This is a genomic window from Rhizobiaceae bacterium (assembly GCA_023953845.1).
Classification (GTDB): Bacteria; Pseudomonadota; Alphaproteobacteria; order Rhizobiales; family Rhizobiaceae; genus Arvimicrobium.
Genome location: JAMLJC010000001.1, coordinates 801,887 through 827,863, shown reverse-complemented (window position 1 = coordinate 827,863; position 25,977 = coordinate 801,887). Strand labels below are relative to the sequence as shown.

The window sequence follows — 25,977 nt, the reverse complement described above, 5'->3', positions numbered from 1 at the left end:
CGTCCCGATCCTCTCGTTAAAGCGTGTCGCATCGAACCGGAATCAGGCGACACGCTTCAGGTTATTGTTTTTTCGCATATCGTTGTCCCGAAACCGGTTCCCACTTTCGGGCGACATGTTTTAGCGTCTCACCCGCGATTTCAGCCAGCGGTCGAAGGCCACGGCGATGACCAGGATGAGGCCAATTACGATGCTCTGTGTATAGGAAGAAACGTTGTTGAACTGTAGCCCGTTCTGCAGCACGCCGATGAGGGCGGCGCCGACCACCGTGCCGGTGATCGAGCCGACACCGCCGAAAAGCGAGGTCCCGCCGATCACCACGGCCGAAATGACGGTCAATTCGTAGCCGATGCCGGCCACCGCCTCCGACGAGTTCAGGCGTGCCGACAGCACGAAGGCGGCGAGCCCGGCGAAGAAGCCGACGATCACGTAGACCGAGATCAGGATACGGTCGACACGCAGGCCGGAAAGCCGCGCGGCCTCCGCATTGCCGCCCACCGCATAGACGGCGCGGCCATAGCGCGTGTAGCGCAGCACGATGTGGCAGAGGATCGCGGCGATGATGAAGATCACCGCCGGAACCGGGACGGGACCGATGAGACCGGTGCCGAACCAGCGCATGGCGGGCTCGAAGCCCGAGATCGGGCCGCCGTTGGAAATGGTCAGCGTCAGGCCGCGGAAGATGGTGAGGCCGCCGAGCGTGACGACGAAAGGCGGCACCTTCAGGCGCGTGATCGCCAGGCCCTGTATGCCGCCGCAGAGCGCGCCTACGACGATCGCCGCCAGCATAGCCGCGAACCAGCCGTAGCCGGCGGCCTGCGACGGATCGAGCGACATCGTGTTCGCCGCGCCGCCCTTGGCGACCACCGCCGCCACCATGCCGCAGAAGGCGAGCAGCGAGCCGACGGAAAGGTCGATGCCGGCCGTGAGGATGACGAAGGTCATGCCGAGCGCGATCAGGCCGGTGATCGAGATCTGCCGCATGATGTTGAACAGGTTGATGGGGTCGATGAAGCTCGGCTTCATGACCGTGAACACGACGATCAGCGCAGCCAGGAAGATCAGCGGACCGAAGCTGACCAGGATGCGGGCAAGATCGACGCCCTTGCGTTCCTCGTTGGCGACGGTGCTGCTCATGCTGCTTCCCCCTGACGCTGATCGAGCGCCATCAACGCCATCAGCTTCTCCTCATCGGCCTCGATCGCCGGCATTTCGCCGGTGATGCGTCCTTGTCGCATGGTGACGATGCGGTCGCTCACGGCAAGGATCTCCGGCAATTCGGACGATATCACCATAACCGCAATGCCGCGCGCCGCCAGTTGCACGAGAATCTGGTGGACCTCGGCCTTGGCGCCGACATCGACGCCGCGCGTCGGCTCGTCGACGATCAGCACCTTGGGATCGCGCGCCAGCCAGCGGGCGAGAATCACCTTCTGCTGGTTGCCGCCGGACAGGCCCTCGATCGCCTGCTCTGGCGATGCCATGCGGATCGACAGCATTTTCCTGTAGTTCATCAGGGCGTCCCGCTCGCGCCGCTCCTGCATGAAGCCCAGGCTATTGCTGTAATTGCCGAGGGCGGCCACGGAGAAATTGTTGAGGATGCCGAGCGCGGCGAAGACCGCCTGATGCTTGCGGTCCTCGGGCACCAGCCCGATGCCGAGTTCGATCGCGTCGGCCGGCGAAGCGGGGGCTATCTGCCTGCCGTCCAGCGTGATCGTTCCGGCGGCGATGCGGTCGGCGCCGAAGATGGCGCGCGCCAGTTCGGTGCGACCCGAGCCGACAAGCCCGGCCACGCCGAGGATCTCGCCGGCCTTGAGGTCGAGATCGACGCCTTCCAGCACGATGGCGTGCGGCGCTTCGGGATCGCGTACGGTGCGCAGGCCGCGCACCGAGAGGCGGACTTCCCCGGCGACGTGACGGTCGGTGGGGCGGGCGTATAGCTCGGATGCCGCGCGCCCCACCATGCGCTCGATGATGCGCGGGGTGGGAATGGGCCGGCCGGCTTCTCTTTCCAGGTGTCCGGCGAGCTTGCCGTCGCGCAGCACGGTCATGCGGTCGCAGATGAAGGACGCTTCCTCGAGCCGGTGCGTAACGAACATGATGGCGACGCCATCCTTGCGCAGCCGGTCCATGATCGACAGCAGCTTCTGCACCTCGCTTTCGGTCAGCGCCGATGTCGGCTCGTCCATGATGATGAGGCGGCTGTCGAGGGAAAGCGCGCGTGCGATCTCGACGAGCTGCTGCTCGGCGACGGAAAGCGAGGAGACCGGGGTACGCGGATCGAGCTTCAGGCCGACGCGCGCGATGATGTCGCGGGCCTCGCGCTCCATGCGTCGCCAGTTGACGAAGCCGAGCAGGCCGGTCGGGGCGCGGCCGATGAAGATGTTCTCCGCCACCGTCAGGGTCGGGATCAGGCTCAGTTCCTGATAGATGGTGACGATGCCCAGCCGCTTCGCCTCCTGCGGGCTGGAGGGAGCGAAGTCGTTGCCGTCGAAGGTGATGCGGCCGCTGGTGGGCGGCTGCACGCCTGACAGGATTTTGAGCAGCGTCGACTTGCCGGCGCCGTTCTCGCCCATCAGGCCGAGAATCTCGCCGCGCCGCACGTCCAGCGATACGTCGCTCAACGCGGTGACGCCGCCGAAGCGCTTCGTTACGCCCTCGACGGTCAGCAACACATCGGCGGATGACGGTGCTTCAGCGGGCATTTGCGTCTCCCGAAGACTCGGATCGGGCCTTCCCGGCGTCATTCTCCGCAATGCCGGAAGAAAGCCGTCCCGTATTGCTGGATTGCGCCGGCCGCCCTGTCGAATGCTCAGCGATGCGCGGCCGGCTGCCTCAACTCAAAACCGGCCACGCATCGGTCCTCGCCTTGGGAGGCGTCCTACTTCACTTCGCCCAGACGCTCGGCCTTGTCGAGATTATCCTTGCCGATGACGATGGGCGTCAACAGGACAACTTTCTCCGCCGGTTCGGTCTTGTCCTTGGCGTAGGCGACAGCGATGCGGACCGCGGTGCGCGACTGCTCGCCCGGGAACTGCTCGACGGTGCCGGCGAGCTTGCCGTCGCGAACGGCCGCAAGAGCCTCGGGGAGCGCGTCGAAGCCGTAGATCTTGACGTCGTTGAAGCCGCGCGCGGCGCAGGCCTCCATCGCCCCCAGCGCCATGTCGTCATTGGCGCAGATGATGGCGTCCGGCTTGCCGTTGGCGGCGAGGCCGGCCTCGGTGACCGACAGGCCTTCGGCGCGCGCGAAGTTCGCGGTCTGCTCGAAGATGATCTGGTACTTGTCCTTGACCGGGTCGATGACGTTGTGGACGCCCTTGTTGCGGTCGATCGCCGGGCCGGCGCCGGGCTGGCCCTGCAGATGGAAGATCTTGGCGCCGTCCGGGAAGGCGTCGACGACCGCCTGGGCTTCGGCCTCGCCGCCCTTGACGTTGTCGGCGCCGACATGGGCGAGGATGCCCTCGACATTGTCCACGCGGCGATCGATGGTGACGACCGGGATGCCGGCCTGGATCGCCTGCTCCACCGCCGGCGCCAGCGCATTGACGTCAAGCGGCGAGATGACGATGGCGTTGACCTTCTGCACGATGGCCGCCTCGATATCGGCGGTCTGCTTCGGCGCGGAATTCTGGCCGTCGCTCTCGGTCAGGTTCACGCCCTGTGCCCCGGCCTCGACCTTGATCTGGTTCAGCATGTGCACGAAGAAGGGGAAGCTGAGGCTCGGCACGGAGCCGAGAATGGTCAGCTTGTCCTGTGCGAAAGCGGCGGGCGCGCCAAGCACCAGAGCGGTGGCGGCGGACGACAGCAGAAACTCACGTCTGTTCATGAAATCCTCCCAATGGCCGGCATGCGCTGAACCTCCTTCAGCGCCGGTCATCGAGCCTAATCAATGCCAAACGTTTGCGCAAGGCGTTCACGGGGAGATGAGAGTCAATTCGATGCTGCAGCGCATTATCGTTCCGGCAAGCCGATTATGCGTCATGATCGTATGCGGTTAACGCAGAGGCTTGGAAGATGAAGATCAAGAACCGTGGGTGCGCGCCATCGGCGCCATCATGTCCTCGTTGCGCTCGATGGTGCGATAGAAGTCGGCAAGCTGCTTGCCGCGCTCGGGCTTGAAGACGCGTCCGGCGCAGCGGATCTCCGCGATGCGGTCGATGCGGAAGGCACGGAAATCGCCGCGCATCTCGCACCATGCGACCAACGTCCAGACCTTGCCCCAGAACCACAGTCCGAGCGGCCGCACGTCGCGCAGGGAGCCGCGTCCGGCCTCGTCGCGGTAATCCATGGTCAGTACCTGCCGCTTCTCGATGGCGCGCTCGATGAGGTCGATGGCGGCGCGCGCCGCGTCGCTGACCACATACATGGGCGCATGGATCTCGGTGCGGGCGATGCGGTCCTTCTCGCTGTCGGGCAGGACCGAACCGATCTTAACCAGCGCTTCCTCGGCGGCCCGCGCCATCGCCGCGCCGCCGAAGGCGCGCACCATGCGCGCTCCGGCCACCAGCGCCACGATCTCGTCACGCGTGAACATGAGCGGCGGAAGGTCGTAGCCTTCCCTCATCATGTAGCCGACGCCGGCCTCCCCATCGATGGGAACGCCGGTCGATTGCAGGTCGGCGATGTCCCGGTAGATGGTGCGCTCCGAGACTTCGAGCCATGTGCCGAGCTTCTGGGCGGTGACCAGACGGCCGCCGCGCAGGTGTTGCACGATCTGGAACAGACGGTCGGCGCGGCGCATGGCTCAATCTCGTCCTTTCTCGGCCTGTCCTTCCCCGGGCAGCCCTTCCTTTGCGCGCTGGGCTCTCAGCAGGTCGGTGCCGAAGGTCAGCCGCCCGGTCGTGGGCGTATCCTCGTCCAGCACGCGCCAGAAGGGCGTCAGGTCCTCCAGCGGCATGCCGCGCTGCAGAGCCTCGTTGGCGGCTTCGGCCACCGTGCGCAGATGATAGCCCATATAGACCGGGCAGGTCACTTCCGCCCCGTATTCGAGGGCCAGCGCCGTGCGCAGCGCACGAACGTCCATTTTCGTGCCGGGCGGAATCGAACGGATGAAGTCGTCCACCTGACGCGCCGTCGGCACCAGCATGGACTGTCCTTCCACCACGTCGCCGAACGTCCGGGGCGTCGGCTTCACGACGGGCGTGCCCGCATCGAGCTTGTCGGTCCAACTTTTCATGTCCGATCTCCCTCGACCGGCTTATCGCACAAGGCTCCTGACAGCATATTGTCAGGAGGAAGCAGCATATTCCTTCTGGAACAACGCCCGCATCCCGGCCAGTTCCTCCGTCTTGTCCGGATGCAACAACGTCAGGAATTCCAGCGCGAACGTGCCGGGAGCCGAGCCCGGGGCCGAGACGATCCCGGTGTCGGCCACCGCATACGGCACATCCCGATAGTTGTCGTTGCCCGGATAGTCCGGTAGATGGCGCAGGATCCAGTCGCGGCCGTTGCTCGTATGGGCAACGTCGGCGAACAGGCCGGCGCGGGCGAGACCCAGCGTGCCGGCACAGATCCCGCCGACGATTGCGCCGCGCCCGCGCATCGAATGCAGCAGGGCGGAGACGTCTGGCGCTTCATCCGAAGCCCATCTGTCCGAGCCCACGAGCACGACGCCGTCGAGATCGGCACTTTCCTCCACGACCGCCGCCCTCTGCGGAGAAAGCGCAAAGCCGCTCATCGAAGCGACCGGCTTGCCGTCCGGCGACATGGCGATCGCCCTGTCCCCGAACCAGTCGACCGCCGAGGCGGAAAGCATGCCGTATTCCCAGTCGGCAAAGCCAGGGATGAAGACGAAACCGATTGCCCTGCTGTTTTCGCTCATGACAGTTTCCTGCGGTCGCCGCTTCGTGAAGATGGGGCGGCCGGGTCGAAAAGCAAAGGTTGCTCAGTCGAAGGACCGCCGGCGCTGGATCGAGCGATCACTCTGCCGATCCGGCCAGCCGATGTCCTTGCGCAGTTCCTCGGGCAAGGCGTTCATGAAACGTTCCGTGCGAATCTCATCGCGAATGGTCCTGATCTTGCCGATGTAGCGCCGGACGCTGCGGAAGGGTGCGGACAGTTGCATGGCTGGCTCCTCTTGTTTGTGTGCGGAGCCATAATCGCACACCCCTGCTGACAGCACTGAGTCAGGAGGGTGGGAAACGCTATAACGGCTTCACGGGAACCGTGTAGTTGAGCGGCAGCCGCCCGCCATCGGCGTAGATGGTCTGGCCGGTGACGTAGCTGGCGTCGTCGGAGGCGAGGAAGGCGGCGATCGAGGCAATCTCCGACGATTCGCCGACGCGGCCGAGCGGCGTGCGCGACAGCACGCGGTTTCTGGCCGCCGGGTCGTTGTTCACGGCATTGAGCATGTCGGTCATGATCGAGCCCGGGCCGATCGCGTTGACGCGGATGCCGTAAGGGGCGAGCGCCAGCGCCATGACGCGGGTGAGCTGGTTCACGCCGCCTTTGGAGATCGAGTAGGGCACCTGTGTCGGGATGGCGACCAGCGCGTTGATCGAAGACATGTTGACGATCGCTCCCGGCGCGCCGCCCTGCCTGACCTTGTCGACCATGTGCCGGGCGACCGCCTGTCCCACGAGGAACGAGCCCTTGAGGTTGACCCCGAGCACGCGGTCGAAATCCTCCTCCTTCAGGTCGAGAAAGTCCGCGTCGTGCACGATGCCGGCATTGTTGACGAGCACATCGATGTCGCCGAAGGCGTCGATGGCGGCGGCCACCAGATTGTGGACATCGAGCTTTCGCGCGACGTCGGTGCGGATGAAGCGGACTTCGCCCAGCTTCGAGAGAGCCTTTTCCGCCCTGGTGCCCTTCGCCTGGTCGACATCCGCGATCACGACGCGGGCGCCTTCGCGCAGGAATCGTTCGGCGATGGCATATCCGATGCCGCCGGCCGCGCCCGTCACGATCGCCGTCTTGCCGTCCAGGGCCATGTCCTCGCTCCGCCTTTTCGCAGTTGCACAATCGCGGCGACAGTGGCGAAAGCGATCCGTCGGGTCAAGGTGACAGCGGGACGCCGTCACCTGATCCTAAACGCCGATGCCGCGCTCCCTCAGCGCCGCGCCGATCTCGTCGAGGATGGCCGGATCGTCGATGGTCGCCGGCATCTTCCACTCCTCCTTGTCGGCGATCTTCTGGATGGTCGCACGCAGGATCTTGCCGGATCGGGTTTTTGGCAGCCGCTTCACGGGGATCACCGTCTTCAGCGCCGCGACCGCGCCGATCCGCTCCCGCACCAGCGCGACGATCTCGCGCTCCAGTTCGCCGGCTTCGCGGTCGCGGCCGGCGCTCAGCACGACGAAACCGCAGGGAACCTGCCCCTTCATCGCGTCCGCGATGCCGACGACGGCGCATTCCGCCACGTCCGGATGCTCGGCGACGACCTCCTCCATGCCGCCGGTCGAGAGACGATGGCCGGCGACGTTGATGATGTCGTCGGTGCGGGCCATGATGAAGAGATAGCCGTCATCGTCCAGATAGCCGGCGTCGGCCGTCTTGTAGTAGCCGGGGAACTCGGCGAGATAGGCCTCGCGAAAGCGGTCGTCCGCATTCCACAGCGTTGGCAGGCAGCCGGGCGGCAGCGGCAGCTTTATGACCACGTTGCCCATGGTGCCGGAAGGCACCGCGTGGCCTGCATCGTCCAGCACCTGCACGTCGAAGCCCGGCATGGAGACGCCGGGCGAGCCGTACTTGACCGGCAGCATGCCGAGCCCCACCGGGTTCTGGCTGATCGGGTGGCCGGTTTCCGTCTGCCACCAGTGGTCGATGACGGGCACGCCCAGCTTCTTCTCCGCCCATTCCAGCGTTGGCGGATCGGCGCGCTCGCCGGCAAGGAAGAGGGTGCGGAACTTCGACAGGTCGTATTTCGGCAGGAACGCGCCGTCCGGGTCCTGCCCCTTGATGGCGCGGAAAGCGGTGGGCGCCGTGAACAGCACGTCGACGCCGTGCTCGGCGATCACCCGCCAGAAGGTGCCGGCATCCGGCGTGCCGATCGGCTTGCCCTCGAACAGGATCGTCGTGCAGCCATGCAGCAGCGGCGCGTAGACGATGTAGGAATGGCCGACGACCCAGCCGACATCGGAGGCAGCCCAGAACACTTCGCCCGGCTTCACGCCGAACTCGTTCTCCATCGACCATTTCAGCGCCACCATATGCCCGCCATTGTCGCGGACGACGCCCTTGGGCTGGCCGGTCGTGCCGGAGGTGTAGAGCACATAGAGCGGGTCGGTCGCGGCCACGGGAACGCAATCGACATTGGCGCCCGCCGCACGCTCGCGCGCCATCTGGTCGGCGAGATCGAGGTCGCGGCCCTCGATGAGGTCGCAACGCTTCTGATCCCGCTGCAGGATCAGGCAGCGATCCGGCTTGTGACGCGCCATGTCGATGGCCTCGTCCAGCAGCGGCTTGTAGGCGACGATGCGTCCGGGCTCGAGGCCGCAGGACGCCGAGACGATCAGCTTGGGCTGGGCGTCGTCGATGCGGGTGGCGAGTTCGCGCGCAGCGAAACCGCCGAAGACCACGGAATGAATGGCGCCGAGGCGCGCGCAGGCCAGCATGGCGAAGAGCGCTTCCGGCACCATCGGCATGTAGATGATGACGCGGTCGCCCTTGCCGATGCTCTGGTTCCGGAGCACCGAAGCGAGCGCCACGACCTCGCGCCTCAGCTCGGCATAGGTGTACCGTGCAACCTTGCCTGTCATCGGGCTGTCGTAGACCAGCGCCAGTTGGCCGGCGCGACCTCCGGCGACATGGCGGTCGACGGCATTGTGGCAGGTGTTGCATTCGGCGCCAGCGAACCAGCGGCCATAGGCGCCGGCCTCCGGATCGAATACCCGATCCCACGGTTTCGACCAGTCGATCGACTTCGCGGCTTCAGCCCAGAACGCCTCCGGCTCGCGCTTCCAGCCCTCATAGGTCTCATGATAGCGTGACGTCACAGGCTCCTCCCTCATGTCGCGGCCGTGATGTACCCCCGGCAAGGCTGCTCGTCTATCCGACGAAGGGCGGGGGCTCAAAGATACCGCGCCATCTGCCAGTTTGCTGCTTGCCGTGCGACGTTCGTCCTCACGAGCTCCTTCATCCGCGCGTGGTCGATCCGGAGCGGCGAACCTCCGGCGTCGAAGGCATTCTTGAAATCGAAGGCACGGGCCGTCGGTCCGTGACGGTGGAGATGGTCGTGCCTTTCCACGGCTTCGGTCCAGTCCGGCACATGATCGCCGTCAACCCACCAGACCGCGTAGGGTGGCCATTCCGGCTTCACGAACCAGTCGCGGCCGTGGCGGAGCGCGTCTGCATGGATGCCGGCGTATGAAAACGCCATCGGCGATTCAAGATCGACCCAGAGCGACAACGTCGCGGGAGAGTAGCCGTCGCCCCGTTCCTCGTAAAAGCGCGGATAGACCTCGGCGCCCCAGCTCGCCGGTCCCGGCTCGTCCGCATAGCCGGAACGGGCGACGAAACCCTCGCTGGCTTCGACCGCCTCGAAATTGAGGTCGTTGCGGGCATGGAATCCCCGGTTTGCGCGATCGTCGGAGGGCAGGCGGAAAACGCCGAAAGTGTAGAGGGCGACGCGCGGTTGGCTCATGGCTCACACGGATTGTGTCGAGAGCGACGATACACTCCGTCCGGGTGCGAGCCAACGGCGACGCTTTGACACTGCCGCGTCGGCCTGCTCAAAGGCGACATGACAAAAATCCTGTCACTCATCATCCTCTGCATGATGGTCGTCCAGATCATCAAGCCGCTCGGTCTGCCGGGGCTTCGGCACCGGAAGGATTTCTGGAAGCTTGCCATCGCCGCGCTTGCGGCGATCTCGCTGACGGCATTGCTCAGCCATCAGGGCTGACGCCATAGTGGCGATTGTGCGTTGTCACGCAAGCTTCATGCGATCGTCATGCCGCTGAAATGCGGACGCGCGAAAGGAAACCCTCTTTCAGGACAAGGAGAGGGTCAAAATGTCTACCACACGTCTCGCCCTGCTGACCGCCGCGCTGATGGCGTCCGCCGCGCTGCCCGCCAATGCCGATATGATGTTCAACCGCGTCGCGACATTCGCCGTGGCCGACAATCTCCCCGCCGACATCAAGAAGGAAACGCCGACCTCGTCCGAGATCATCACCGCCACGGAAGACGGCAACACGCTCGTCTATTCGGACAGCCCGCTCGGCGCTGTCGGCTTCGTCGACATCACCGACCCGAGGGCGCCGAAGGCCGGCGGCATCGTCAAGATCAATGGCGAGCCGACTTCCGTCGTGGTCGCGGGCGGCAAGGTGCTGGCCGGCGTCAACACGTCCGAATCCAAGACCAACCCTTCCGGCAATCTGACCGTCATCGACATCGCCTCGAAGGCGATCGAGACGACCTGCGACCTCGGCGGCCAGCCTGACTCGCTGGCGCTCAGCAAGGACGGAAAATTCCTCGCCATCGCCATCGAGAACGAGCGCGACGAAGAGGTGAATGATGGCGCGATCCCGCAGATGCCGTCCGGTAATCTGAAGATCGTTTCGCTCGATGGCGGCGCGGCGGATTGCGGCGCGATCCGCACGGTCGAGCTGGCCAGCCTTTCCGAGATCGCTCCGGAGGACGCGGAGCCGGAATTCGTCGCCTTCAACGAGGCCGGCGAGATCGCCGTGACGCTGCAGGAGAACAACCACATCGCCATCGTTGATGCGGCCAACGGCAAGGTCACTTCGCATTTCTCCGCGGGCAGCGTGACGCTGGAGGGCGTCGACACCAGGAAGGACGGCGCGCTGAAATTCTCCGGCAAGGTGGAGAACACGCCGCGCGAGCCCGACGCGGTGAAGTGGATCGACAACGACCGTATCGTCGTCGCCAATGAAGGCGACTGGAAGGGCGGCTCGCGCGGCTTCACGATCTTCTCGAAGACCGGCGAAGTCGTCTACGAATCCGGCGCGAGCTTCGAATATGCCGTTGCCGATCTCGGTCACTATCCCGAGCATCGCAACAAGAAGGGCGTCGAGCCGGAAGGCGTCGAGGTCGGCGCCTATGGCGACCAGAAGCTCCTCTTCATCGGCTCGGAACGCGGTTCGCTGGTCGGCGTCTACGAGGACACGGGCGCCGAGCCGAAGCTGCTGCAGTTGCTGCCGTCAGGCGTCGGCCCGGAGGGGCTGCTGGCGATCCCGTCGCGCAACCTCTTCGTCACCGCCAACGAGACGGATCTGGTCGAGGACGGCCTTGCCCGTTCGCATGTGATGGTGTTCGAGCGCACCGAGGGCCCCGCTGCCTATCCGATGCTGGTCGCCAACCGCACCGAGGACGGCAAGCCGCTCGGCTGGGGCGCGCTCGGCGCATTGACGGCAGATAGAAGCGAGGCCGGGAAGCTCTTCGCCGCGTCGGACTCGGTCTATTCCAGCGCGCCTTCGATCTTCACCATCGATGCGACGCAGAAGCCCGCCGTCATCACGGCGAAGACGATCGTGACGCGTGGCGGCAATCCGGCGCAGAAGCTCGACATCGAAGGTCTGGCGGTCGACGGCGAGGGCGGCTTCTGGCTGGCCTCGGAAGGCGATCCGGCGAAGCTCGTTCCGAACGCCATCTATCGCGTCGACGAGAAGGGCGAGATCAGGCAGGAAATCGCGCTGCCGGCCGAACTCTACGGCAAGGAAACCCGCTTCGGCTTCGAGGGCATCACGACGATCGGCGAGGGCGATGACCTCACGCTGGTCCTCGCCGTGCAGCGCGAGTGGCAGGACGATCCGAAAGGCCAGGTGAAGCTTCTGGCCTACAAGCCGAAGGTCAAGGAATGGTCGGCTGTGCGCTATCCGCTGGATGGCGCGGAGACCGGCTGGATAGGCCTTTCCGAGATCGCCGCCTCCGGCGACGGGCTCTACATCATCGAGCGTGACAACCAGATCGGCGCCAACGCCCGGGCCAAGAACATCTATCGCGTGGCGCTCGACGCCTTCAGGCCGGCCAGGCTCGACGGCGATCTGCCGCTGGTCGAGAAGACGCTGGTGCGCGACCTGATCCCCGATCTCAAGGGCGCGACCAACGGCTATGTCGTGGACAAGGTGGAAGGTTTCGCCATAGACGCCGCCGGCAACGCCTTCGTCGTCACCGACAATGACGGCGTCGATGATTCCTCCGGCGAGACGATCTTCCTCAATCTCGGCAACATCGCTGCGTCGAACTGAGGCTTGCCCCGCCTCTGCCGCAATCGACGCTTGCCTGGCCGCGACGCAAGTCGCGGCCTTTCTTTTGGTCCGCTTCGGACTCAGTCTTCGGCCAGCAAGAGATCGACCAGATGCTCGGCCCAGGCCCGGTAGCCGGCTTCCGAGGCATGGAAACCGTCACGGGAAAAGCCGATCTTCGGGTTGAGTACTGGCAGCCGCGTCGCGGCAACGGCGCTGCGCTCGCGGCAGAGTCGAACGCCCATGAGGTTGATCGCCTGCGCCCGGATCTCCAGAAGCCGCGCCAATACGCGGGGCAGCGCCGGCACGCTGGTCATCTCGATCACCGGCGACCAGACCAGCCGCGCCTCCGGGAATTTTGCCCGGAGCGCATAGATGAGCGTGCCGAACTCGCGGTCCCAGCGCCCGACCGTGTGGAAATTCTTGGTGTCGTTGGTGCCGACCGAGAGAACCACATGGGTCCAGTCCTCATGCGGCAGGTTCGGCACGACATGGTCGCGGATCGCGCCCGCCGTCGCGGAATTGAAGCCTGCCGCGCGCCATGTGACGCCGCGTCCGCTGCGCGCATGGAGAATGGCCGCAAGCTGCGGCGCGAAGCCCTGCGTGGTGCTGTCGACGCCCACGGCCGCTGCGGAGGAATCGCCGAGCACGAGCAGGCGGATGGTCGGCTCGCTTCCGGCGAGCGCGCCGCGCACCGTGCCTTTCGCCGGCAGCAGGCGCTCGGTGCGCATCCGCACACTGACGCCCTGCCAGACATAGACCGGGAAGGCGAGCCAGGTGAGCAGGACGGCCAGGCTGAATTTTTCGCTCGCCATCCTGCCGCTCCGGATCGCCGCTATGCCTTCAGCACTTCTACGCCCGGCAGCGGCTTGCCTTCCATCCATTCGAGGAAGGCGCCGCCGGCGGTCGAGATGTAGGTGAAGTCTTCGGCCACGCCGGCATGGTTCAGCGCCGCGACCGTATCGCCGCCGCCGGCCACCGAAACGAGCTCGCCGGCCCTGGTGCGTTTTGCCGCATGCTTCGCCGCGGCCACCGTCGCCTTGTCGAACGGCTCGATCTCGAAGGCGCCGAGCGGACCGTTCCAGACCAGCGTCTTCGCGCGGTCGATCCAGGCGTTGACGGCCTCGATCGTCTTCGGGCCGACATCGAGGATCATGCCGTCCGCCGGCACGCTATCGATCGCGACCGTCTCGTTGGCCGCGCCCGCCTTGAATTCCTCCGCCACGACGCCGTCCGCCGGCAGGATGAGCGCGCAACCCGCCGTAGCCGCCTCGATCATGATCTGCTTGGCGGTCTCGGCCAGATCGTGCTCGCAGAGCGACCTGCCGACATCGGTGCCGCGCGCGGCAAGGAAGGTGTTCGCCATGCCGCCGCCGATCACCAGCGCGTCCACCTTCTTCACGAGGTTCATCAAAAGGTCGATCTTGGTCGAGACCTTGGCGCCGCCGACGATGGCGATGACCGGCTTGACCGGATTGCCGAGGCCCTTCTCCAGCGCTTCCAGTTCGGCCTGCATGGTGCGCCCGGCATAGGCCGGCAGGAGATGCGCCAGCCCTTCGGTCGAGGAATGGGCGCGGTGCGCCGCCGAAAAGGCGTCGTTGACGAAGATGTCGCCGTTCTTCGCCAGTTCGGCGGTGAATGCGGGGTCGTTCTTCTCCTCGCGCTTGTCGAAGCGGGTGTTTTCCAGAAGCGCGATGTCGCCCGGATTCATGGCGAAGATGGCGCCCTGCGCGCGTTCCCCGATCGTGTCGGGAATGAAGGTGACGGGCCTGCCGACCACGTCCGACGTGGCGCGGGCGATCGGCTCCAGCGAGAATTCCGGATCGGGGCCGCCCTTGGGGCGTCCGAAATGGGCGAGCAGCACCACGCGCGCGCCCTTGTCGGAGAGTTCCTTGATGGTCGGCGCGACGCGCTCGATGCGTGTCGTATCCGTCACCTTGCCGTCCGCCGTCGGCACGTTCAGGTCGACACGCACGAGAACGCGCTTGCCCTTGATGTCGCCGATCTGGTCGAGAGTCTTGAAGCCGGCCACCGGAATCTCCTCGGGTTCGAATTGCCGCGGGACATTATCGCGCAAGCACCGCAATGCAAGAATTTCCGGTGCCTGCGCGCCGCTATTGCTCCGCCTTGTGCAGCGGCGCTTCCGGAGAATCGCGGGCGGGTTCCGTCTTGCGCCACCGCAGGATGAGGCTGACGCGGTCGACCATCTCGCCGAAGCTCAGGAACACCGGCACTTGCGGCGTCGATTGCGGCTCGAAGGAAATGCCCAGCTCGACGATGCGGCCCTCCTCGTCGACATCGCGCACGATCAGCTCGATCCCGCCCAGCACGACGCGGTCGGCATATTCGACCTGGCCGCCAAGGCGTATGCGCACGACCTCGCTGATCGTCAGCTTGCACTCCGCCTCGGTGAGACCGGGCGCGTAGGCGGCTTCCAGCTCCGCCGCAGGGCGTTGCGGGTCGAGCGCGAAGGCGCCGAAGAAATCCTCGTCCTCGGGATCGACCGCCGCCCGGCTGGCGAACAGTTTGTCGAGCAGCTTCGGGTAGCGGCTGGATACGAAGATGTAGACGCGGTCGCCGGCGACCAGCCGCCCGGCCTCGGGATATTTGAACGACCGCCCGTCGCGGACGACCAGCGACGGCCGCGCCCAGCGGGGAAGGCGCTCGCCCCGGGTGACCGGACTGCCCGGCGTCACCCTGTAGGTGAGGAGTTCGTGATGGGCCGACCCCGGAAGCTCCAGCTCGAATTTCTCCAGCGGGCCGATGCGGGGGGGTACGATCAGGCCCAGCCGACGGGCGAGCGGGCCGATGGTCCAGCCCTGCATGACGAGCGAGACGAGCACGATGATGAAGGCGAAATTGAAGATTTCGCGCCCGTCGATCAGGCCGCCCAGAAGCGGCGTGATGGCGAGCAGGATGGAGACCGCGCCGCGCAGCCCGACCCACGATATGAAGGCCGTCTCCGCGCGCGGGAAGCGGAAGGGCGCAAGGCAGAGCCACACCGCAAGGGGCCGCGCCACGAACATCAGGAAGAGGCCGAGCGCGATCGCGGCCGGCAGTATGCCCACGAATTGCGACGGGGTGGCGAAGAGGCCGAGGATCAGGAACATGATGATCTGCGCCAGCCAGGACATGCCCTCCTGGAAACGCTTGATCGAGGCGGCCGAACGTATCTTGGCGTTTCCCGCTATCAGGCCGGCCACATAGACGGCGAGGAAGCCGGAGCCGTGCAGCGCGCCTGCGCCCGAGAAGATAAGCATGGACAGCGCAAGCACGAAGATCGGAAGCAGGCCGGCATCCAGCGACAGTTTTTCGAGAAGACGGACGATGGCGAAGCCGCCCACGACGCCGACGAGCGCGCCAAGCGCCATCTCCCGGAGGAAGCCGAACAGGATGTCGGCCAGCAGCATTTCGGCGCCCGGGTCCTGCCCGATCGCGATCACCTCCACCAGCGTGATGGTCAGGAAGATGGCGATGGGATCATTGGTGCTGGATTCGATCTCCAGCGTGGAGCGGACCCGCTCGCGCAGATTCACGTTGCCGGCACGCAGCAGGAAGAACACGGCGGCCGCATCCGTGGAGGCGACTGTGGCGCCGAGCAGGAGCGATTCCAGCCATGAGAAATGCGTGAGATACCATGCCGCCGCGCCGAACAGGCCCGTCGTGAGCACGACGCCGAGGGTTGCCAGCGAAAGAGCCGGAAGCGCGGCCTGGCGCAGCACCCCATAGGATGTGCCGAAGCCTGAATCGAACAGGATGACGGCGAGCGCCAGCGAGCCGACGAAATAGGAGAGCGCCGCGTTGTCGAAGTCCAGACCGAGACCGTCGGTGCCCGCCAGCAGACCGATGCCGAGGAACAGCAAGAGCAGCGGAGCACCGAAGCGAAAGGCGATCAGGCTCGAGAACGCTGCGACCAGCACCAGCGCGGTGCCGATCAGCGTCACGAGATAGACGGCCTGATCCATGCGGTGAAATGCCTTTATGTGTGGTTCGCCGTAGTTGCCTCACAGTGCGGCGAAGACGTGGCGGGAGGCAAGGCGGCTTGCAGTGTTTTTGCGCCGGCTGGCATATTCCGCAGGCGGTCGCGGCCGGTTGAACAGAGGGCCATCTTCGGCCAGTGTCCGGCGGTTTGTGCGGCCGCATGAATCTGCGGTTGCGCCGGATGGAGGAAATCGATGTCGGACAGCGTTCTTTCCCGTTTCGGCCTTCCCGGCCGCGTGGCGGTGGTCACCGGCGGTGGCGATGGCATCGGCCGGGCGGCCTGCCATCATCTGGCCTCGGCGGGTGCGAAAGTCTGCGTCCTCGATCGCGATGGCGACAAGGCGGCGTCGGTCGCACGGGAGATAGCGGAGAAGGACGGCGCGGCGCGCGCCTTCGTCGCCGACGTCACTGACGAGCAGGCGATGATCGCCATCTTCGACGAGATCGGAAACGCGTTCGGCGGCGTCGAAGTGCTGGTCAACAATGCCGGGCTGGCCATCCGGTCGGCGGCGATCGACATGCCGGTCGAGGACTGGAACCGCGTGCTCTCGGTCAATCTGACCGGCATGTTCGTGGCGGCGCGGCTCGCCGCGCGCTTCATGTCCGCATCGGGCAAGGGCGGCGCGATCGTCAACACGGCCTCGATCATGGGCCTGTCCGGCGGGCTCTATCCGAACGTCGCCTACCAGACGACGAAGGGCGGCGTGGTCAACATGACGCGCGCCCTGGCGCTCGAATGGGTGTCGCTGAAGATCCGGGTCAACGCGGTTGCGCCCACTTTCGTGCGCACGCCCTTCATCGCGCCTTTGCTCAACGATACTGAGAAAATGGCCACGATCGTCGCAGCCACGCCGATGGGCCGCATTGCCGAGCCGGAGGAGGTGGCCGACGCCATCCTGTTCCTTGCCTCGCCCGCCGCGGCGATGATCACCGGGACCATATTGCCGGTCGACGGCGGCTATCTCGCTCGCTGATCCCGGTAGGCCCGCTCAAAAGAAAACGCCCGGACGATGCCGGGCGCTTCTGTTCGAAGGATGTATAGCGCTTCAGGCGATGGTCTTGGCGAACGTCACGGCCGTATCGGCCATGCGGTTCGAAAAACCCCATTCATTGTCGTACCAGGACAGCACCGAGACGAAATTGCCGTCCATCACCTTCGTCTGGTCGAGCGCCACGGTCGAGGAATGCGGATCGTGGTTGAAGTCGATCGAGACGTTCGGATGGTTGGTGACGGCGAGCACGCCCTTCAGCTTGCCCTTCGAGGCGGCGATCAGAGCGTCGTTGATCTCCTGCGCGGTGGTGGTCTTCTTGGCGATGAACTTGAAGTCGACGCAAGAGACGTTCGGGGTCGGCACGCGGATCGAGATGCCATCGAGCTTGCCCTTGAGCTCCGGCAGGACGAGGCCGATGGCCTTGGCCGCGCCGGTCGAGGTCGGGATCTGCGACAGCGCTGCGGCGCGGGCGCGGTACATGTCCTTGTGCATCGTGTCCAGCGTCGGCTGGTCGCCCGTGTAGGAGTGGATCGTCGTCATCATGCCCTTCTCGATGCCCACCGTCTCGTGCAGCACGGCGGCCAGCGGCGCGAGGCAGTTGGTCGTGCAGGACGCGTTCGAGATGACGATATGGTCCTTGTTCAGCTTGTCATGGTTGATGCCGTAGACGACGGTCAGGTCGGCGCCGTCGGACGGGGCCGAGACGATGACGCGCTTGGCGCCGGCCGTCAGGTGCGCGGCGGCCTTGTCGCGCGCCGTGAAGATGCCGGTGCATTCCAGCGCGATGTCGACGCCGAGATCCTTCCAGGGGAGCTGGCTCGGGTCCCTGACGGCGAGAACCTTGAAGCTCTCCTTGCCGATCGAGATCGTGTCGCCGTTCACCGCCACTTCGTGGGGGAATTTTCCGTGCACGCTGTCGAAGCGCAGCAGATGCGCGTTGGTCTCGACCGGACCGAGATCGTTGACGGCGACCACGTCGATGTCCTTGCGGCCCGACTCGTAAATGGCGCGGACGATGTTGCGGCCGATACGGCCAAATCCGTTGACGGCGACTCTGACGGTCATGAAAACCTCCTGCGGGGCGTGCGGCCGCCAGTTCTGGACAGCCTGGAAAAAATGGCGCGGCGGCTGGAACGGCATGGGAGGCGCCGCGCGGGCAGCCGTTCATAGACGTGACGGCGGCAAGAATCCAGCGCTTCCATGCGGGTTTTAAATCGATTTATCCAAGATGACGCACCACCGTGTCGCAAGCCTGCCGCCGCCGGAAGCGGCGACTCCGTCAGGCGTCAGACCGCCGCCTCGAAATCCGCGGAGAAGCGCAGCTCCCGCATCGGGCGGACGCGGGCCGTAGTCTCGGCATAGATCGGGTGCGCCTTGAAAGCGGCGAGCGCCGCCTCGTCCGGGAACTCGGCATAGACGACGACATCGACCTCGCTCGACCAGGGATCGACCTTGCTGTTAAGCGCGACCTCGAAATGCGTGGACGTCGGAATGTCGCCGAGCGTCATCAGGCCATCCCGGACGGTTGTGGCATCCACCCCGCGTTTCGCGCTGAAGAATACGATGTGCCGGATCATGTTCCTGCCGGCCGTCCACCGCCATGGGCAGGACGGCCGCCCGTTCAGTGCGCGGACTTCTTCGACGGCTTGCCGGGCTTGCCTTCCAGCTTCGCCATGACCGCCGCCACCGTGTGGTCCGCCGTGATGCCGAAGTGCTCGTAGAGCTGCTCGATCGTGCCCGACGCGCCGAAACCGTGCATGCCGATGAAGATGCCGTCCGTGCCGATGAAACGGTCCCAACCCTGCCTGATCCCGGCCTCGATGGCGACCTTGACCGGAGACTGGCCGATCATGGCATTCTTGTAGTCCTCGTTCTGCTCCTCGAACAGTTCGAAGCATGGGACAGAGACGACGCGAGTCGGTACGCCACGCGCCTGCAGCGCCGTGCGCGCGGCAAGCGCGATCTCGACTTCCGAGCCGGTCGCGAAAATCGTCACCCTGGCCTCGTCGTCGGCGGTCGCCAGTTCGTAGGCGCCGTGGGCGCAGAGATTTTCCTCGACATATTCGTTGCGCACGGCCGGCAGGTTCTGCCGGGTCAGCGCCAGCGTCGACGGCGTCCTCGCGCTTTCCAGCGCGATCTGCCAGCATTCGGCCGCCTCCGTCGCGTCGGCCGGCCGCATGACGAGATGGTTCGGGATGGCGCGCAGCGCCGCCAGATGCTCGACCGGCTGATGGGTCGGACCGTCCTCGCCGAGGCCGATGGAATCATGCGTCATGACGAAGATCGAGCGGATGCCCATCAGCGAGGCGAGCCGCATGGCCGGCCGCGCATAATCGGAGAAGCACATGAAGGTGCCGCCATACGGAATGATGCCGCCATGCAGCGTCAGGCCGTTCATGGCCGCCGCCATGCCATGCTCACGGATGCCATAGTGGATATAGCGGTTGCCGTAGTTGCCGGCCGAAATGGCGTTGGTCTGGCTCGTCTTGGTGTTGTTGGAGCCGGTCAGGTCGGCCGAGCCGCCGATCGTCTCCGGAACGACGCCATTGATGACCTCGAGCGCCATCTCGGACGATTTGCGCGTCGCGACCTTGGGCTTGTCGGCGGCGAGCTTCTTCTTGTAGTCCGCGATGGCGGCATCAAAGCCGCCCGGCAGCTCGCCCTTCATACGGCGCTGGAATTCCGCGCGCAGATCGCCGTCAACACCAGCCAGACGAGCTTCCCAGTCCTTGCGCTTCCTGGCCGAGTTCAGGCCCGCAAGCCGCCATGCGTCCAGAATATCGGAGGGAACCTCGAACGGCGCATACTCCCAGCCGAGCGCCTTGCGCGTCGCGGCGATCTCGTCCTTGCCGAGGGGCGAGCCGTGCGCGGCCTTGGTGCCGGCCTTTGTCGGCGCGCCGAAGCCTATGGTGGTCTTGGCCGCGATGAGCGTCGGGCGATCCGAACTGCGGGCGAAGTCGATCGCCTTGGCGATGGCGTCGGCATCATGGCCGTCGCAGGCGATGGTCGCCCAGCCGGAGGCGGCAAAGCGCGCCATCTGGTCCGTGGAATCGGCGAGCGTCACGGCGCCGTCGATGGAGATGTTGTTGTTGTCCCAGAAGACGATCAGCTTGTTGAGCTTGAGGTGGCCGGCCAGCGAGATCGCCTCCTGGCTGACGCCTTCCATCAGGCAGCCGTCGCCGGCGATGACATAGGTGTAATGATCGACAAGATCGTTGCCGAAGGCTGCGTTCATGATGCGCTCGCCGAGCGCGAAGCCGACCGAATTGGCGATGCCCTGACCGAGCGGGCCGGTCGTCGTCTCGATGCCCGCCGCATGGCCGTATTCTGGGTGTCCGGCGGTCTTCGAGCCGAGCTGGCGGAAATTCTTGATCTCGTCGATGGTGATGTCGTCGTAGCCCGTCAGGTAGAGCAGCGCATAGAGCAGCATGGAGCCATGGCCGGCGGACAGGATGAAGCGGTCGCGGTCCGCCCAGTGCGGGTTCTGCGGGTCGAACTTGAGATACTTCGTGAACAGAACTGTGGCGATGTCGGCGCATCCCATGGGCAGGCCGGGATGACCGGAATTCGCCTTCTCCACCGCGTCCATGGCCAGAAAACGGATCGCATTGGCCATCCGGTTGTGCTTTTCGCTGTTGCTCATGGATCGCTCGCTTTCTCTTGCGGAAATGCTCTCGGGCAAAGGCAGCGGACACATAGCAGGCCGCGCCTTGGTGTCAATCGAATGGGCCCTTCGAGGCCGGCGCGGCGGCTGGCCGCACCATCAGCGGGGGATAGACGAATCGATTGGTTGACGTTCGCTTCCAGCGCCGCCTAATGTTTTGCCCATAAGGCGTTAAGGACGCGAGCGATTCTCGCGCGTGCAGGTCCCAAGTCGCGAAGCATGACCGGCGAAACCACTCTCAGGGAAGCGATAGCGCGCCTCAGCAAGGCGATCGAGGCGCTGGAAAGCTCCGTCTCCGGGCGTCTCGAGCAGGAGCAGGATTATTCCGAGGCGGAAGCCGAGGTGCAGCGCCTCAACGCCGACCGCAGCCGGCTCGCCCAGGAGCTCGACACGTCCGAGGCCCGCGCCGAGCGCCTGGAAGAAGCCAACAAGGAGGTTTCCCGCCGGCTGGTGACGGCCATGGAGACGATCCGGGCGGTGCTGGACAGGTAGCGATCAATGGCGCAAGTCACCATCACCATCGACAACAAGCAGTATCGCATGGCCTGCGACGAGGGGCAGGAAGAGCACCTCATGGAGATGGGCCAGAAGTTCGACCGCTACGTCGCCTATCTCAAGGGCTCGTTCGGCGAGATCGGCGACCAGCGCCTGACCATCATGGCCGCCATCATGGTTATGGACGAACTCACCGAACTGCAGAAACGCGTGAAGGGCATGGAGAGCGAGATCGTCACGCTGCGCAAGACGCGCGACGACGCGCTGGTCAAGGCCGACAAGAACGATTCAGCGCTCACCGGCGCGCTGACTGGGCTTGCCCAACGCATGGAGACGCTTGCCGAGCGGTTGGCGGTCCAGAAGGCGAACTGAAAAGTCGCAGTTCAGAAGCCTTGAAAAAGCATGTCCAGCGCCGCGATGATCTCGTCGTGGCGAGAGGTCAGATTGGCGACCGGCGTCACAAGCTCGCTCTTGGGGACCGCCGCCATAAGGTGAGTAGCCATCACCGACATCTGGCCGTCAATCTCAAAGGTAGGGTGGAGACGTCCCATCGCTTTCGGCACCGATTTCATTGCGAGAAGCGGCACGACGATGCGGGTGTCGAAATCATCCACGATGTCAGCCTGGACATCCAGGACATAGCGACCGTTGAAGCGCGTGCGATAGACGTCGTATTTCGCCATCAGAACTGCCGGTACTCGGCGAACGGCAGGCCGTTCTCCTCGACCCACTGGTTCCATTCCCGGAACGCCTGAGCGTTCTCTTTCTTCCAACGGCGTTCCTTCTCGGCGCGAACGGCGTTGGCGATGCCCGCCTCCGCGGCCCGCGAAACGTTGATATCCAGAGCCTTTGCCTCTTCGATGAGATCGGCCCTGATGGACAGATTGGTCGCTTGACGCGGCGATCGAACATGCGTGTTCATGGCATATATCCGTTTGCGCATAGTCTATGCGCAAAAACACGCGCTCGCTACCCCTCAAGTTCCTCCCGCAACATTTCCAGTTCCAGCCACTCCTCCTCCATGGCGGCGAGGCTGGCGCGTTCCTTGTCGAGCATGGCGATGGTCTGGCTGAAACCCTTCGGATCGCGCTCGTAGAATTTCGGATCGGCGATCCTGTCTTCCAGCGCCGAGATGGACGCAGACACCGCCTCCATCCTCTTCGGCAGCGATTCCAGCGCGAATTTCTGCTTGTAGGAGAGCTTTTTCGACGCCGCCCTGGGTTCCGCCGATGCCGGTCGGGCGTCGGAAGCAGGCTGCGCTTCGGCCGGCTTCGCCTTGCGGTCCTCCAGCTTTCTGCCGCCGCGCTGGGCGAGCATATCCGAATAGCCGCCGGCATATTCCAGCCAGCGGCCATTACCTTCCGGCGCAATCACGCTGGTCACGGTGCGGTCGAGAAAATCGCGGTCGTGGCTGACGAGCAGCACAGTGCCGGCATAGGCGGCGACGAGTTCCTGCAACAGGTCCAACGTCTCCATGTCGAGATCGTTGGTCGGCTCGTCCAGCACCAGCAGGTTGGACGGCCGGGCGAGGATGCGGGCGAGAATCAGCCGCGCGCGCTCGCCACCGGAAAGCTCGCGCACCGGCGTGCGCGCCTGCTCGGGCTTGAACAGGAAATCCTTCATGTAGGAGACGACATGGCGCTCCTCGCCGTTGACGACCACAGTCTCGCCGCGCCCGTCGGTGAGATAGTGCGCCAGAGACTCCTCCGGATCGAGCGAGGCGCGCTTCTGGTCGAGCGTCGCGATCTCCAGATTGACGCCGAGCCGGACCTTGCCGGCGTCGGGCGCGAGCTCCCCGGTCAGCATTCTGAGCAGCGTCGTCTTGCCCGCGCCATTTGCGCCGACGAAGCCGATACGGTCACCGCGCTGGATGCGCGTCGAAAACCCCTTGACGATGATCTGGTCGCCAAAAGCCTTGTCGATGGATTTCGCCTCGACGACGAGTTTGCCGGACTCGTTCGCCTCCGAGGCGATCATCGTCGCCACGCCTTCGGCGCCGCGATGGCTGCGGTGTTTCTGGCGCATGGCCTGCAACTCGCCGAGGCGGCGCATGTTGCGCTTGCGCCGCGCGGTGACGCCGTAGCGCAGCCAGTGCTCCTCGCGCACGATCTGCCGGCCTAGTTTCTGCTGCGCGACCTCCTCTTCCTCCAGCATCTTGTCGCGCCATTCCTCGAAATGGGCGAAGCCGCGATCGAGCCGCGCCGTCTCGCCGCGATCAAGCCAGACGACGGCTTTCGACACACGTTCGAGGAAGCGGCGGTCGTGCGAGATGAGAATGACGGCGGACGAACTGCGCACCAGCTCCTCTTCCAGCCATTCGATGGTGGCGAGGTCGAGATGGTTGGTCGGCTCGTCGAGCAGCAATATGTCCGGTTCCGGCGCCATGACCTTGGCGAGCGCGGCGCGGCGCGCCTCTCCGCCCGACAGGTCGTCCGACTTCTCGTCGCCGGTGAGACCGAGATGCTCCATGAGATAGGTGGCGCGGTGCGGATCGTCGGCGGGACCGAGCCCTGCCTCGACATAGGCGCGCACGGTGGCGAAGCCTTCCATGTCCGGCACCTGCGGCAGATAGCGGATCGTCGCCGAGGGGTGGCGGAATAGTTCACCGTCCGTCGGCTCGACCAGCCCTGCCGCGATCTTGAGCAGGGTCGACTTGCCGGAGCCGTTGCGGCCCACCAGTGCGATGCGGTCGCCGGGGGAGACCGAGAGATTCGCACCCTGCAACAGCGGCGTGCCGCCGAATGTCAGACGGATGTCGTCGAGTTTCAGAAGCGGCGGAGCCAAAAGTCAAAAACCTTCGATGGGGAAGGGATGGGCGATGAGGATGGCGCGCCCTCCCTGCAATTCGACCTCCAGCCGTCCCCGCACCTCGTTGGAGATGGTGAGCGAGGAACCGAGCGGCACGTCGATATTGGCGAGCGGCCATTTCGCGCCTGCGACGGTCAGGCCCGCCAATTCGGACAGGCCGACGATGGAAAACAGCGTGCCGTCCGCGAAGTCGAAGCTCCTGCGGCCGTGCGGGAGAGGCAGGCCTTCCTGCGAGCCGCTGGTCAGGATCACGGGAATGCCCTCTTCGGCCAGCCGCACGGCAAGCGCCATATGCAGGAAGGCGTGGTCTGTGCGCAGGCCGCCGAATGCCCCGGCCAGAACCAGCGACGTCGCGCCCTCGCGGAGGGCGATCGCGGCCGCAAGCTCGCCGTCGGTCTTGTCCTTTTCGGCGGGAAACCGCTCACGCGGCAGATCGGGATAGGCCCGTTCCAGAAGCGCGGTCGCGGAATCGAAGTCTCCGACCCAGAGTTCGGGGTTCAGCGTCAGATCGCGCGCGTGCCGCAGGCCGGAATCGGCCGCGATGATGCGCGTGTTGACCACCTGCGCGATGAGGCGTGGCGTCACGACCAGATCGCCACCGAGAAGAAGCGTGAAACGGCTCATGCGGGCGCTCTATCACGCCGCCATGCGGAAACGGAAGGCGGCTATGTCGAGTTCGCGAGCAATCCTTGTTGCGCCGGCCAAGGGTTCGGTCTAGGTTGCGCGCGCTCTAACGGGGTGCCGGGCGCGTCATGCGCGCCGGCTGAGAGGCAAAACGGGATTTCCCGGCCAACCCGCTGAACCTGATCCGGTTTGTACCGGCGGAGGGATTAGACGCTTCATCCGGCGCTTAATTCCCTTTCAACCCATGCGAAGGAGGCTCGGATGCGTTTGTCTTCACTGTTTCTGGCGGGTGCCGCCCTTCTTGCTGCGCCGCTGGCGGCGCAGGCGGAGGGCACGCTCACCGTCTACACCTATGACAGCTTCACCTCCGAATGGGGGCCGGGCCCGCAGGTCGAAAAGGCCTTCGAGGCGGAATGCGGCTGCGACCTGAAGTTCGTGCCGGTCGCCGACGGCGCGGCGCTGCTCAATCGCGTGAAGCTGGAGGGCGCGTCGACCAAGGCCGATATCGTGCTCGGCCTCGACACCAATCTGACCGCCGAGGCGAAGGAAAGCGGCCTGTTCGCGCCGGCCGGCATCGATCGCGCCAATGTGGTCGTGCCGGAGGAATGGGCCGACGATATCTTCGTGCCCTACGACTACGGCTATTTCGCCATCGTCTATGACACGGAAACCCTCAAGACACCGCCGGCCAGCCTGAAGGAGCTGGTTGACGGCGATCCGTCGCAAAAAATCGTCATCCAGGACCCGCGCACCTCCACGCCGGGACTCGGCCTGCTGCTCTGGGTCAAGTCGGTCTATGGCGACCAGGCCGGCGAGGCATGGCAGAAGCTGAAAGGCCGCGTACTCACCGTGACGCCGGGTTGGAGCGAATCCTACGGCCTGTTCACCAAGGGCGAAGCGCCGATGGTGCTTTCCTATACGACCTCGCCCGCCTACCACATGATCGCCGAGGATACGGAACGCTATCAGGCAGCTTCCTTTTCCGAGGGGCACTATCTCCAGATCGAGGTCGCCGGCATGACCGTGAACGGCGCGAAGAACCCGCTGTCGGCGAAGTTCCTGGCGTTCATGACCGGTCCCGGCTTTCAGGACGCCATTCCCGAGACCAACTGGATGTACCCGGCCGGCAAGACCGACAAGCCGCTCAACCCCGCCTTCGACAGACTGGTGAAGCCGGCGAAGTCGCTGCTCCTCACGCCGGACGAGGTGGCGAAGAACCGCAAGGCGTGGGTGGACGAATGGCTGGCGGCGATGAGCCAGTGAG

General features: G+C 65.2%; 26 protein-coding genes and 1 riboswitch. Of the genes, 6 read left to right on the top strand and 20 right to left on the bottom strand.

Annotated features, from left to right (window positions below; genetic code table 11):
* Positions 1-120: 120 nt before the first annotated feature.
* From M9955_04065 to M9955_04020, 10 genes are all read right to left on the bottom strand, one after another.
* Positions 121-1,137 carry an ABC transporter permease gene (locus M9955_04065; GenBank protein ID MCO5080817.1) on the bottom strand — a complete coding sequence of 339 codons (1,017 nt, stop codon included), beginning with the start codon at positions 1,135-1,137 and terminating at the stop codon, positions 121-123.
* Complete coding sequence (locus M9955_04060; protein ID MCO5080816.1) at positions 1,134-2,705, bottom strand: sugar ABC transporter ATP-binding protein; 1,572 nt, start codon at positions 2,703-2,705, stop codon at positions 1,134-1,136. Before M9955_04060 ends, M9955_04065 begins: the two co-directional genes overlap by 4 nt.
* A gap of 176 nt (positions 2,706-2,881) precedes the next feature.
* On the bottom strand, positions 2,882-3,826 hold the full coding sequence (locus tag M9955_04055) for a substrate-binding domain-containing protein (protein MCO5080815.1): 945 nt from the start codon (positions 3,824-3,826) through the stop codon (positions 2,882-2,884).
* 195 nt (positions 3,827-4,021) lie between these two features.
* A complete protein-coding gene (locus M9955_04050) occupies positions 4,022-4,741 on the bottom strand; it encodes a YafY family transcriptional regulator (GenBank protein ID MCO5080814.1) in 720 nt (239 codons plus the stop codon).
* A 3-nt stretch (positions 4,742-4,744) separates the two neighbouring features.
* Positions 4,745-5,176: a hypothetical protein gene (locus tag M9955_04045; protein MCO5080813.1), complete on the bottom strand. Its 432-nt coding sequence runs from the start codon at positions 5,174-5,176 to the stop codon at positions 4,745-4,747.
* 51 nt (positions 5,177-5,227) lie between these two features.
* Complete coding sequence (locus M9955_04040; protein ID MCO5080812.1) at positions 5,228-5,821, bottom strand: DJ-1/PfpI family protein; 594 nt, start codon at positions 5,819-5,821, stop codon at positions 5,228-5,230.
* 63 nt (positions 5,822-5,884) lie between these two features.
* Positions 5,885-6,064 (bottom strand): hypothetical protein, encoded by a 180-nt coding sequence (locus M9955_04035; GenBank protein ID MCO5080811.1) that lies wholly within the window; start codon positions 6,062-6,064, stop codon positions 5,885-5,887.
* A 79-nt stretch (positions 6,065-6,143) separates the two neighbouring features.
* Positions 6,144-6,932 carry an SDR family oxidoreductase gene (locus tag M9955_04030; protein MCO5080810.1) on the bottom strand — a complete coding sequence of 263 codons (789 nt, stop codon included), beginning with the start codon at positions 6,930-6,932 and terminating at the stop codon, positions 6,144-6,146.
* A gap of 96 nt (positions 6,933-7,028) precedes the next feature.
* Positions 7,029-8,951, bottom strand: coding sequence for a propionyl-CoA synthetase (locus tag M9955_04025; GenBank protein ID MCO5080809.1), 1,923 nt, complete (start codon positions 8,949-8,951; stop codon positions 7,029-7,031).
* A 59-nt stretch (positions 8,952-9,010) separates the two neighbouring features.
* Positions 9,011-9,583, bottom strand: coding sequence for a DUF3291 domain-containing protein (locus tag M9955_04020; protein MCO5080808.1), 573 nt, complete (start codon positions 9,581-9,583; stop codon positions 9,011-9,013).
* Between the two features lie 99 nt (positions 9,584-9,682).
* On the opposite strand from M9955_04020, the gene M9955_04015 reads away from it, so the two are divergent.
* Positions 9,683-9,844, top strand: coding sequence for a hypothetical protein (locus tag M9955_04015; protein MCO5080807.1), 162 nt, complete (start codon positions 9,683-9,685; stop codon positions 9,842-9,844).
* A gap of 109 nt (positions 9,845-9,953) precedes the next feature.
* On the top strand, positions 9,954-12,152 hold the full coding sequence (locus tag M9955_04010; GenBank protein MCO5080806.1) for an esterase-like activity of phytase family protein: 2,199 nt from the start codon (positions 9,954-9,956) through the stop codon (positions 12,150-12,152).
* An 80-nt stretch (positions 12,153-12,232) separates the two neighbouring features.
* On the opposite strand, the gene M9955_04005 is transcribed toward M9955_04010, so the two are convergent.
* The 3 genes from M9955_04005 to M9955_03995 all read right to left on the bottom strand — a co-directional run bounded on the left by M9955_04005 (position 12,233) and on the right by M9955_03995 (position 16,114).
* Positions 12,233-12,964 carry an SGNH/GDSL hydrolase family protein gene (locus M9955_04005; GenBank protein MCO5080805.1) on the bottom strand — a complete coding sequence of 244 codons (732 nt, stop codon included), beginning with the start codon at positions 12,962-12,964 and terminating at the stop codon, positions 12,233-12,235.
* A gap of 20 nt (positions 12,965-12,984) precedes the next feature.
* Complete coding sequence (locus tag M9955_04000; protein ID MCO5080804.1) at positions 12,985-14,181, bottom strand: phosphoglycerate kinase; 1,197 nt, start codon at positions 14,179-14,181, stop codon at positions 12,985-12,987.
* A gap of 82 nt (positions 14,182-14,263) precedes the next feature.
* Entirely contained in the window at positions 14,264-16,114 is a 1,851-nt protein-coding gene (locus M9955_03995) for a potassium/proton antiporter (GenBank protein ID MCO5080803.1), read from the bottom strand.
* A gap of 210 nt (positions 16,115-16,324) precedes the next feature.
* On the opposite strand from M9955_03995, the gene M9955_03990 reads away from it, so the two are divergent.
* A complete protein-coding gene (locus M9955_03990) occupies positions 16,325-17,104 on the top strand; it encodes an SDR family oxidoreductase (protein MCO5080802.1) in 780 nt (259 codons plus the stop codon).
* A gap of 72 nt (positions 17,105-17,176) precedes the next feature.
* Here M9955_03990 and gap read toward each other — a convergent pair whose 3' ends face one another.
* From gap to tkt, 3 genes are all read right to left on the bottom strand, one after another.
* On the bottom strand, positions 17,177-18,187 hold the full coding sequence (gene gap / locus M9955_03985; protein MCO5080801.1) for a type I glyceraldehyde-3-phosphate dehydrogenase: 1,011 nt from the start codon (positions 18,185-18,187) through the stop codon (positions 17,177-17,179).
* A 221-nt stretch (positions 18,188-18,408) separates the two neighbouring features.
* On the bottom strand, positions 18,409-18,699 hold the full coding sequence (locus tag M9955_03980; GenBank protein MCO5080800.1) for a Dabb family protein: 291 nt from the start codon (positions 18,697-18,699) through the stop codon (positions 18,409-18,411).
* A 44-nt stretch (positions 18,700-18,743) separates the two neighbouring features.
* The gene (gene tkt, locus M9955_03975) at positions 18,744-20,765 is read right to left on the bottom strand and encodes a transketolase (protein ID MCO5080799.1); all 2,022 of its coding nucleotides are present in this window, start codon (positions 20,763-20,765) and stop codon (positions 18,744-18,746) included.
* 240 nt (positions 20,766-21,005) lie between these two features.
* On the opposite strand from tkt, the gene M9955_03970 reads away from it, so the two are divergent.
* Both M9955_03970 and M9955_03965 read left to right on the top strand, forming a co-directional pair.
* Complete coding sequence (locus tag M9955_03970; protein MCO5080798.1) at positions 21,006-21,278, top strand: DUF4164 domain-containing protein; 273 nt, start codon at positions 21,006-21,008, stop codon at positions 21,276-21,278.
* Between the two features lie 6 nt (positions 21,279-21,284).
* Positions 21,285-21,653 carry a cell division protein ZapA gene (locus M9955_03965; GenBank protein ID MCO5080797.1) on the top strand — a complete coding sequence of 123 codons (369 nt, stop codon included), beginning with the start codon at positions 21,285-21,287 and terminating at the stop codon, positions 21,651-21,653.
* Positions 21,654-21,664: 11 nt separating this feature from the next.
* Here M9955_03965 and M9955_03960 read toward each other — a convergent pair whose 3' ends face one another.
* The 4 genes from M9955_03960 to M9955_03945 are packed head-to-tail and all read right to left on the bottom strand — an operon-like array spanning position 21,665 to position 24,713.
* On the bottom strand, positions 21,665-21,964 hold the full coding sequence (locus M9955_03960; GenBank protein MCO5080796.1) for a CcdB family protein: 300 nt from the start codon (positions 21,962-21,964) through the stop codon (positions 21,665-21,667).
* Positions 21,964-22,203, bottom strand: a complete 240-nt coding sequence (locus tag M9955_03955; protein MCO5080795.1) for a type II toxin-antitoxin system CcdA family antitoxin — start codon at positions 22,201-22,203, stop codon at positions 21,964-21,966. The genes M9955_03960 and M9955_03955 overlap by 1 nt, the downstream gene beginning before the upstream one ends.
* 47 nt (positions 22,204-22,250) lie before the next feature.
* Positions 22,251-24,065, bottom strand: a complete 1,815-nt coding sequence (locus M9955_03950) for an ATP-binding cassette domain-containing protein (protein ID MCO5080794.1) — start codon at positions 24,063-24,065, stop codon at positions 22,251-22,253.
* Between the two features lie 3 nt (positions 24,066-24,068).
* Positions 24,069-24,713: a thiamine diphosphokinase gene (locus tag M9955_03945; GenBank protein MCO5080793.1), complete on the bottom strand. Its 645-nt coding sequence runs from the start codon at positions 24,711-24,713 to the stop codon at positions 24,069-24,071.
* Between the two features lie 100 nt (positions 24,714-24,813).
* A riboswitch (TPP riboswitch) is annotated at positions 24,814-24,936 on the top strand.
* A gap of 38 nt (positions 24,937-24,974) precedes the next feature.
* Here M9955_03945 and thiB point away from each other — a divergent pair.
* Complete coding sequence (gene thiB, locus M9955_03940; protein MCO5080792.1) at positions 24,975-25,976, top strand: thiamine ABC transporter substrate binding subunit; 1,002 nt, start codon at positions 24,975-24,977, stop codon at positions 25,974-25,976.
* The last annotated feature ends 1 nt before the right edge of the window (position 25,977 follow it).

Bases quoted from the DNA above. Each gene is read 5' to 3' on its own strand.
- M9955_04065 (MCO5080817.1), bottom strand. From the start codon at position 1,137: ATGAGCAGCACCGTCGCCAACGAGGAACGCAAGGGCGTCGATCTTGCC.
- M9955_04060 (MCO5080816.1), bottom strand. From the start codon at position 2,705: ATGCCCGCTGAAGCACCGTCATCCGCCGATGTGTTGCTGACCGTCGAG.
- M9955_04055 (MCO5080815.1), bottom strand. From the start codon at position 3,826: ATGAACAGACGTGAGTTTCTGCTGTCGTCCGCCGCCACCGCTCTGGTG.
- M9955_04050 (MCO5080814.1), bottom strand. From the start codon at position 4,741: ATGCGCCGCGCCGACCGTCTGTTCCAGATCGTGCAACACCTGCGCGGC.
- M9955_04045 (MCO5080813.1), bottom strand. From the start codon at position 5,176: ATGAAAAGTTGGACCGACAAGCTCGATGCGGGCACGCCCGTCGTGAAG.
- M9955_04040 (MCO5080812.1), bottom strand. From the start codon at position 5,821: ATGAGCGAAAACAGCAGGGCAATCGGTTTCGTCTTCATCCCTGGCTTT.
- M9955_04035 (MCO5080811.1), bottom strand. From the start codon at position 6,064: ATGCAACTGTCCGCACCCTTCCGCAGCGTCCGGCGCTACATCGGCAAG.
- M9955_04030 (MCO5080810.1), bottom strand. From the start codon at position 6,932: ATGGCCCTGGACGGCAAGACGGCGATCGTGACGGGCGCGGCCGGCGGC.
- M9955_04025 (MCO5080809.1), bottom strand. From the start codon at position 8,951: ATGAGGGAGGAGCCTGTGACGTCACGCTATCATGAGACCTATGAGGGC.
- M9955_04020 (MCO5080808.1), bottom strand. From the start codon at position 9,583: ATGAGCCAACCGCGCGTCGCCCTCTACACTTTCGGCGTTTTCCGCCTG.
- M9955_04015 (MCO5080807.1), top strand. From the start codon at position 9,683: ATGACAAAAATCCTGTCACTCATCATCCTCTGCATGATGGTCGTCCAG.
- M9955_04010 (MCO5080806.1), top strand. From the start codon at position 9,954: ATGTCTACCACACGTCTCGCCCTGCTGACCGCCGCGCTGATGGCGTCC.
- M9955_04005 (MCO5080805.1), bottom strand. From the start codon at position 12,964: ATGGCGAGCGAAAAATTCAGCCTGGCCGTCCTGCTCACCTGGCTCGCC.
- M9955_03995 (MCO5080803.1), bottom strand. From the start codon at position 16,114: ATGGATCAGGCCGTCTATCTCGTGACGCTGATCGGCACCGCGCTGGTG.
- M9955_03990 (MCO5080802.1), top strand. From the start codon at position 16,325: ATGTCGGACAGCGTTCTTTCCCGTTTCGGCCTTCCCGGCCGCGTGGCG.
- gap (MCO5080801.1), bottom strand. From the start codon at position 18,187: ATGACCGTCAGAGTCGCCGTCAACGGATTTGGCCGTATCGGCCGCAAC.
- M9955_03980 (MCO5080800.1), bottom strand. From the start codon at position 18,699: ATGATCCGGCACATCGTATTCTTCAGCGCGAAACGCGGGGTGGATGCC.
- tkt (MCO5080799.1), bottom strand. From the start codon at position 20,765: ATGAGCAACAGCGAAAAGCACAACCGGATGGCCAATGCGATCCGTTTT.
- M9955_03970 (MCO5080798.1), top strand. From the start codon at position 21,006: ATGACCGGCGAAACCACTCTCAGGGAAGCGATAGCGCGCCTCAGCAAG.
- M9955_03965 (MCO5080797.1), top strand. From the start codon at position 21,285: ATGGCGCAAGTCACCATCACCATCGACAACAAGCAGTATCGCATGGCC.
- M9955_03960 (MCO5080796.1), bottom strand. From the start codon at position 21,964: ATGGCGAAATACGACGTCTATCGCACGCGCTTCAACGGTCGCTATGTC.
- M9955_03955 (MCO5080795.1), bottom strand. From the start codon at position 22,203: ATGAACACGCATGTTCGATCGCCGCGTCAAGCGACCAATCTGTCCATC.
- M9955_03945 (MCO5080793.1), bottom strand. From the start codon at position 24,713: ATGAGCCGTTTCACGCTTCTTCTCGGTGGCGATCTGGTCGTGACGCCA.
- thiB (MCO5080792.1), top strand. From the start codon at position 24,975: ATGCGTTTGTCTTCACTGTTTCTGGCGGGTGCCGCCCTTCTTGCTGCG.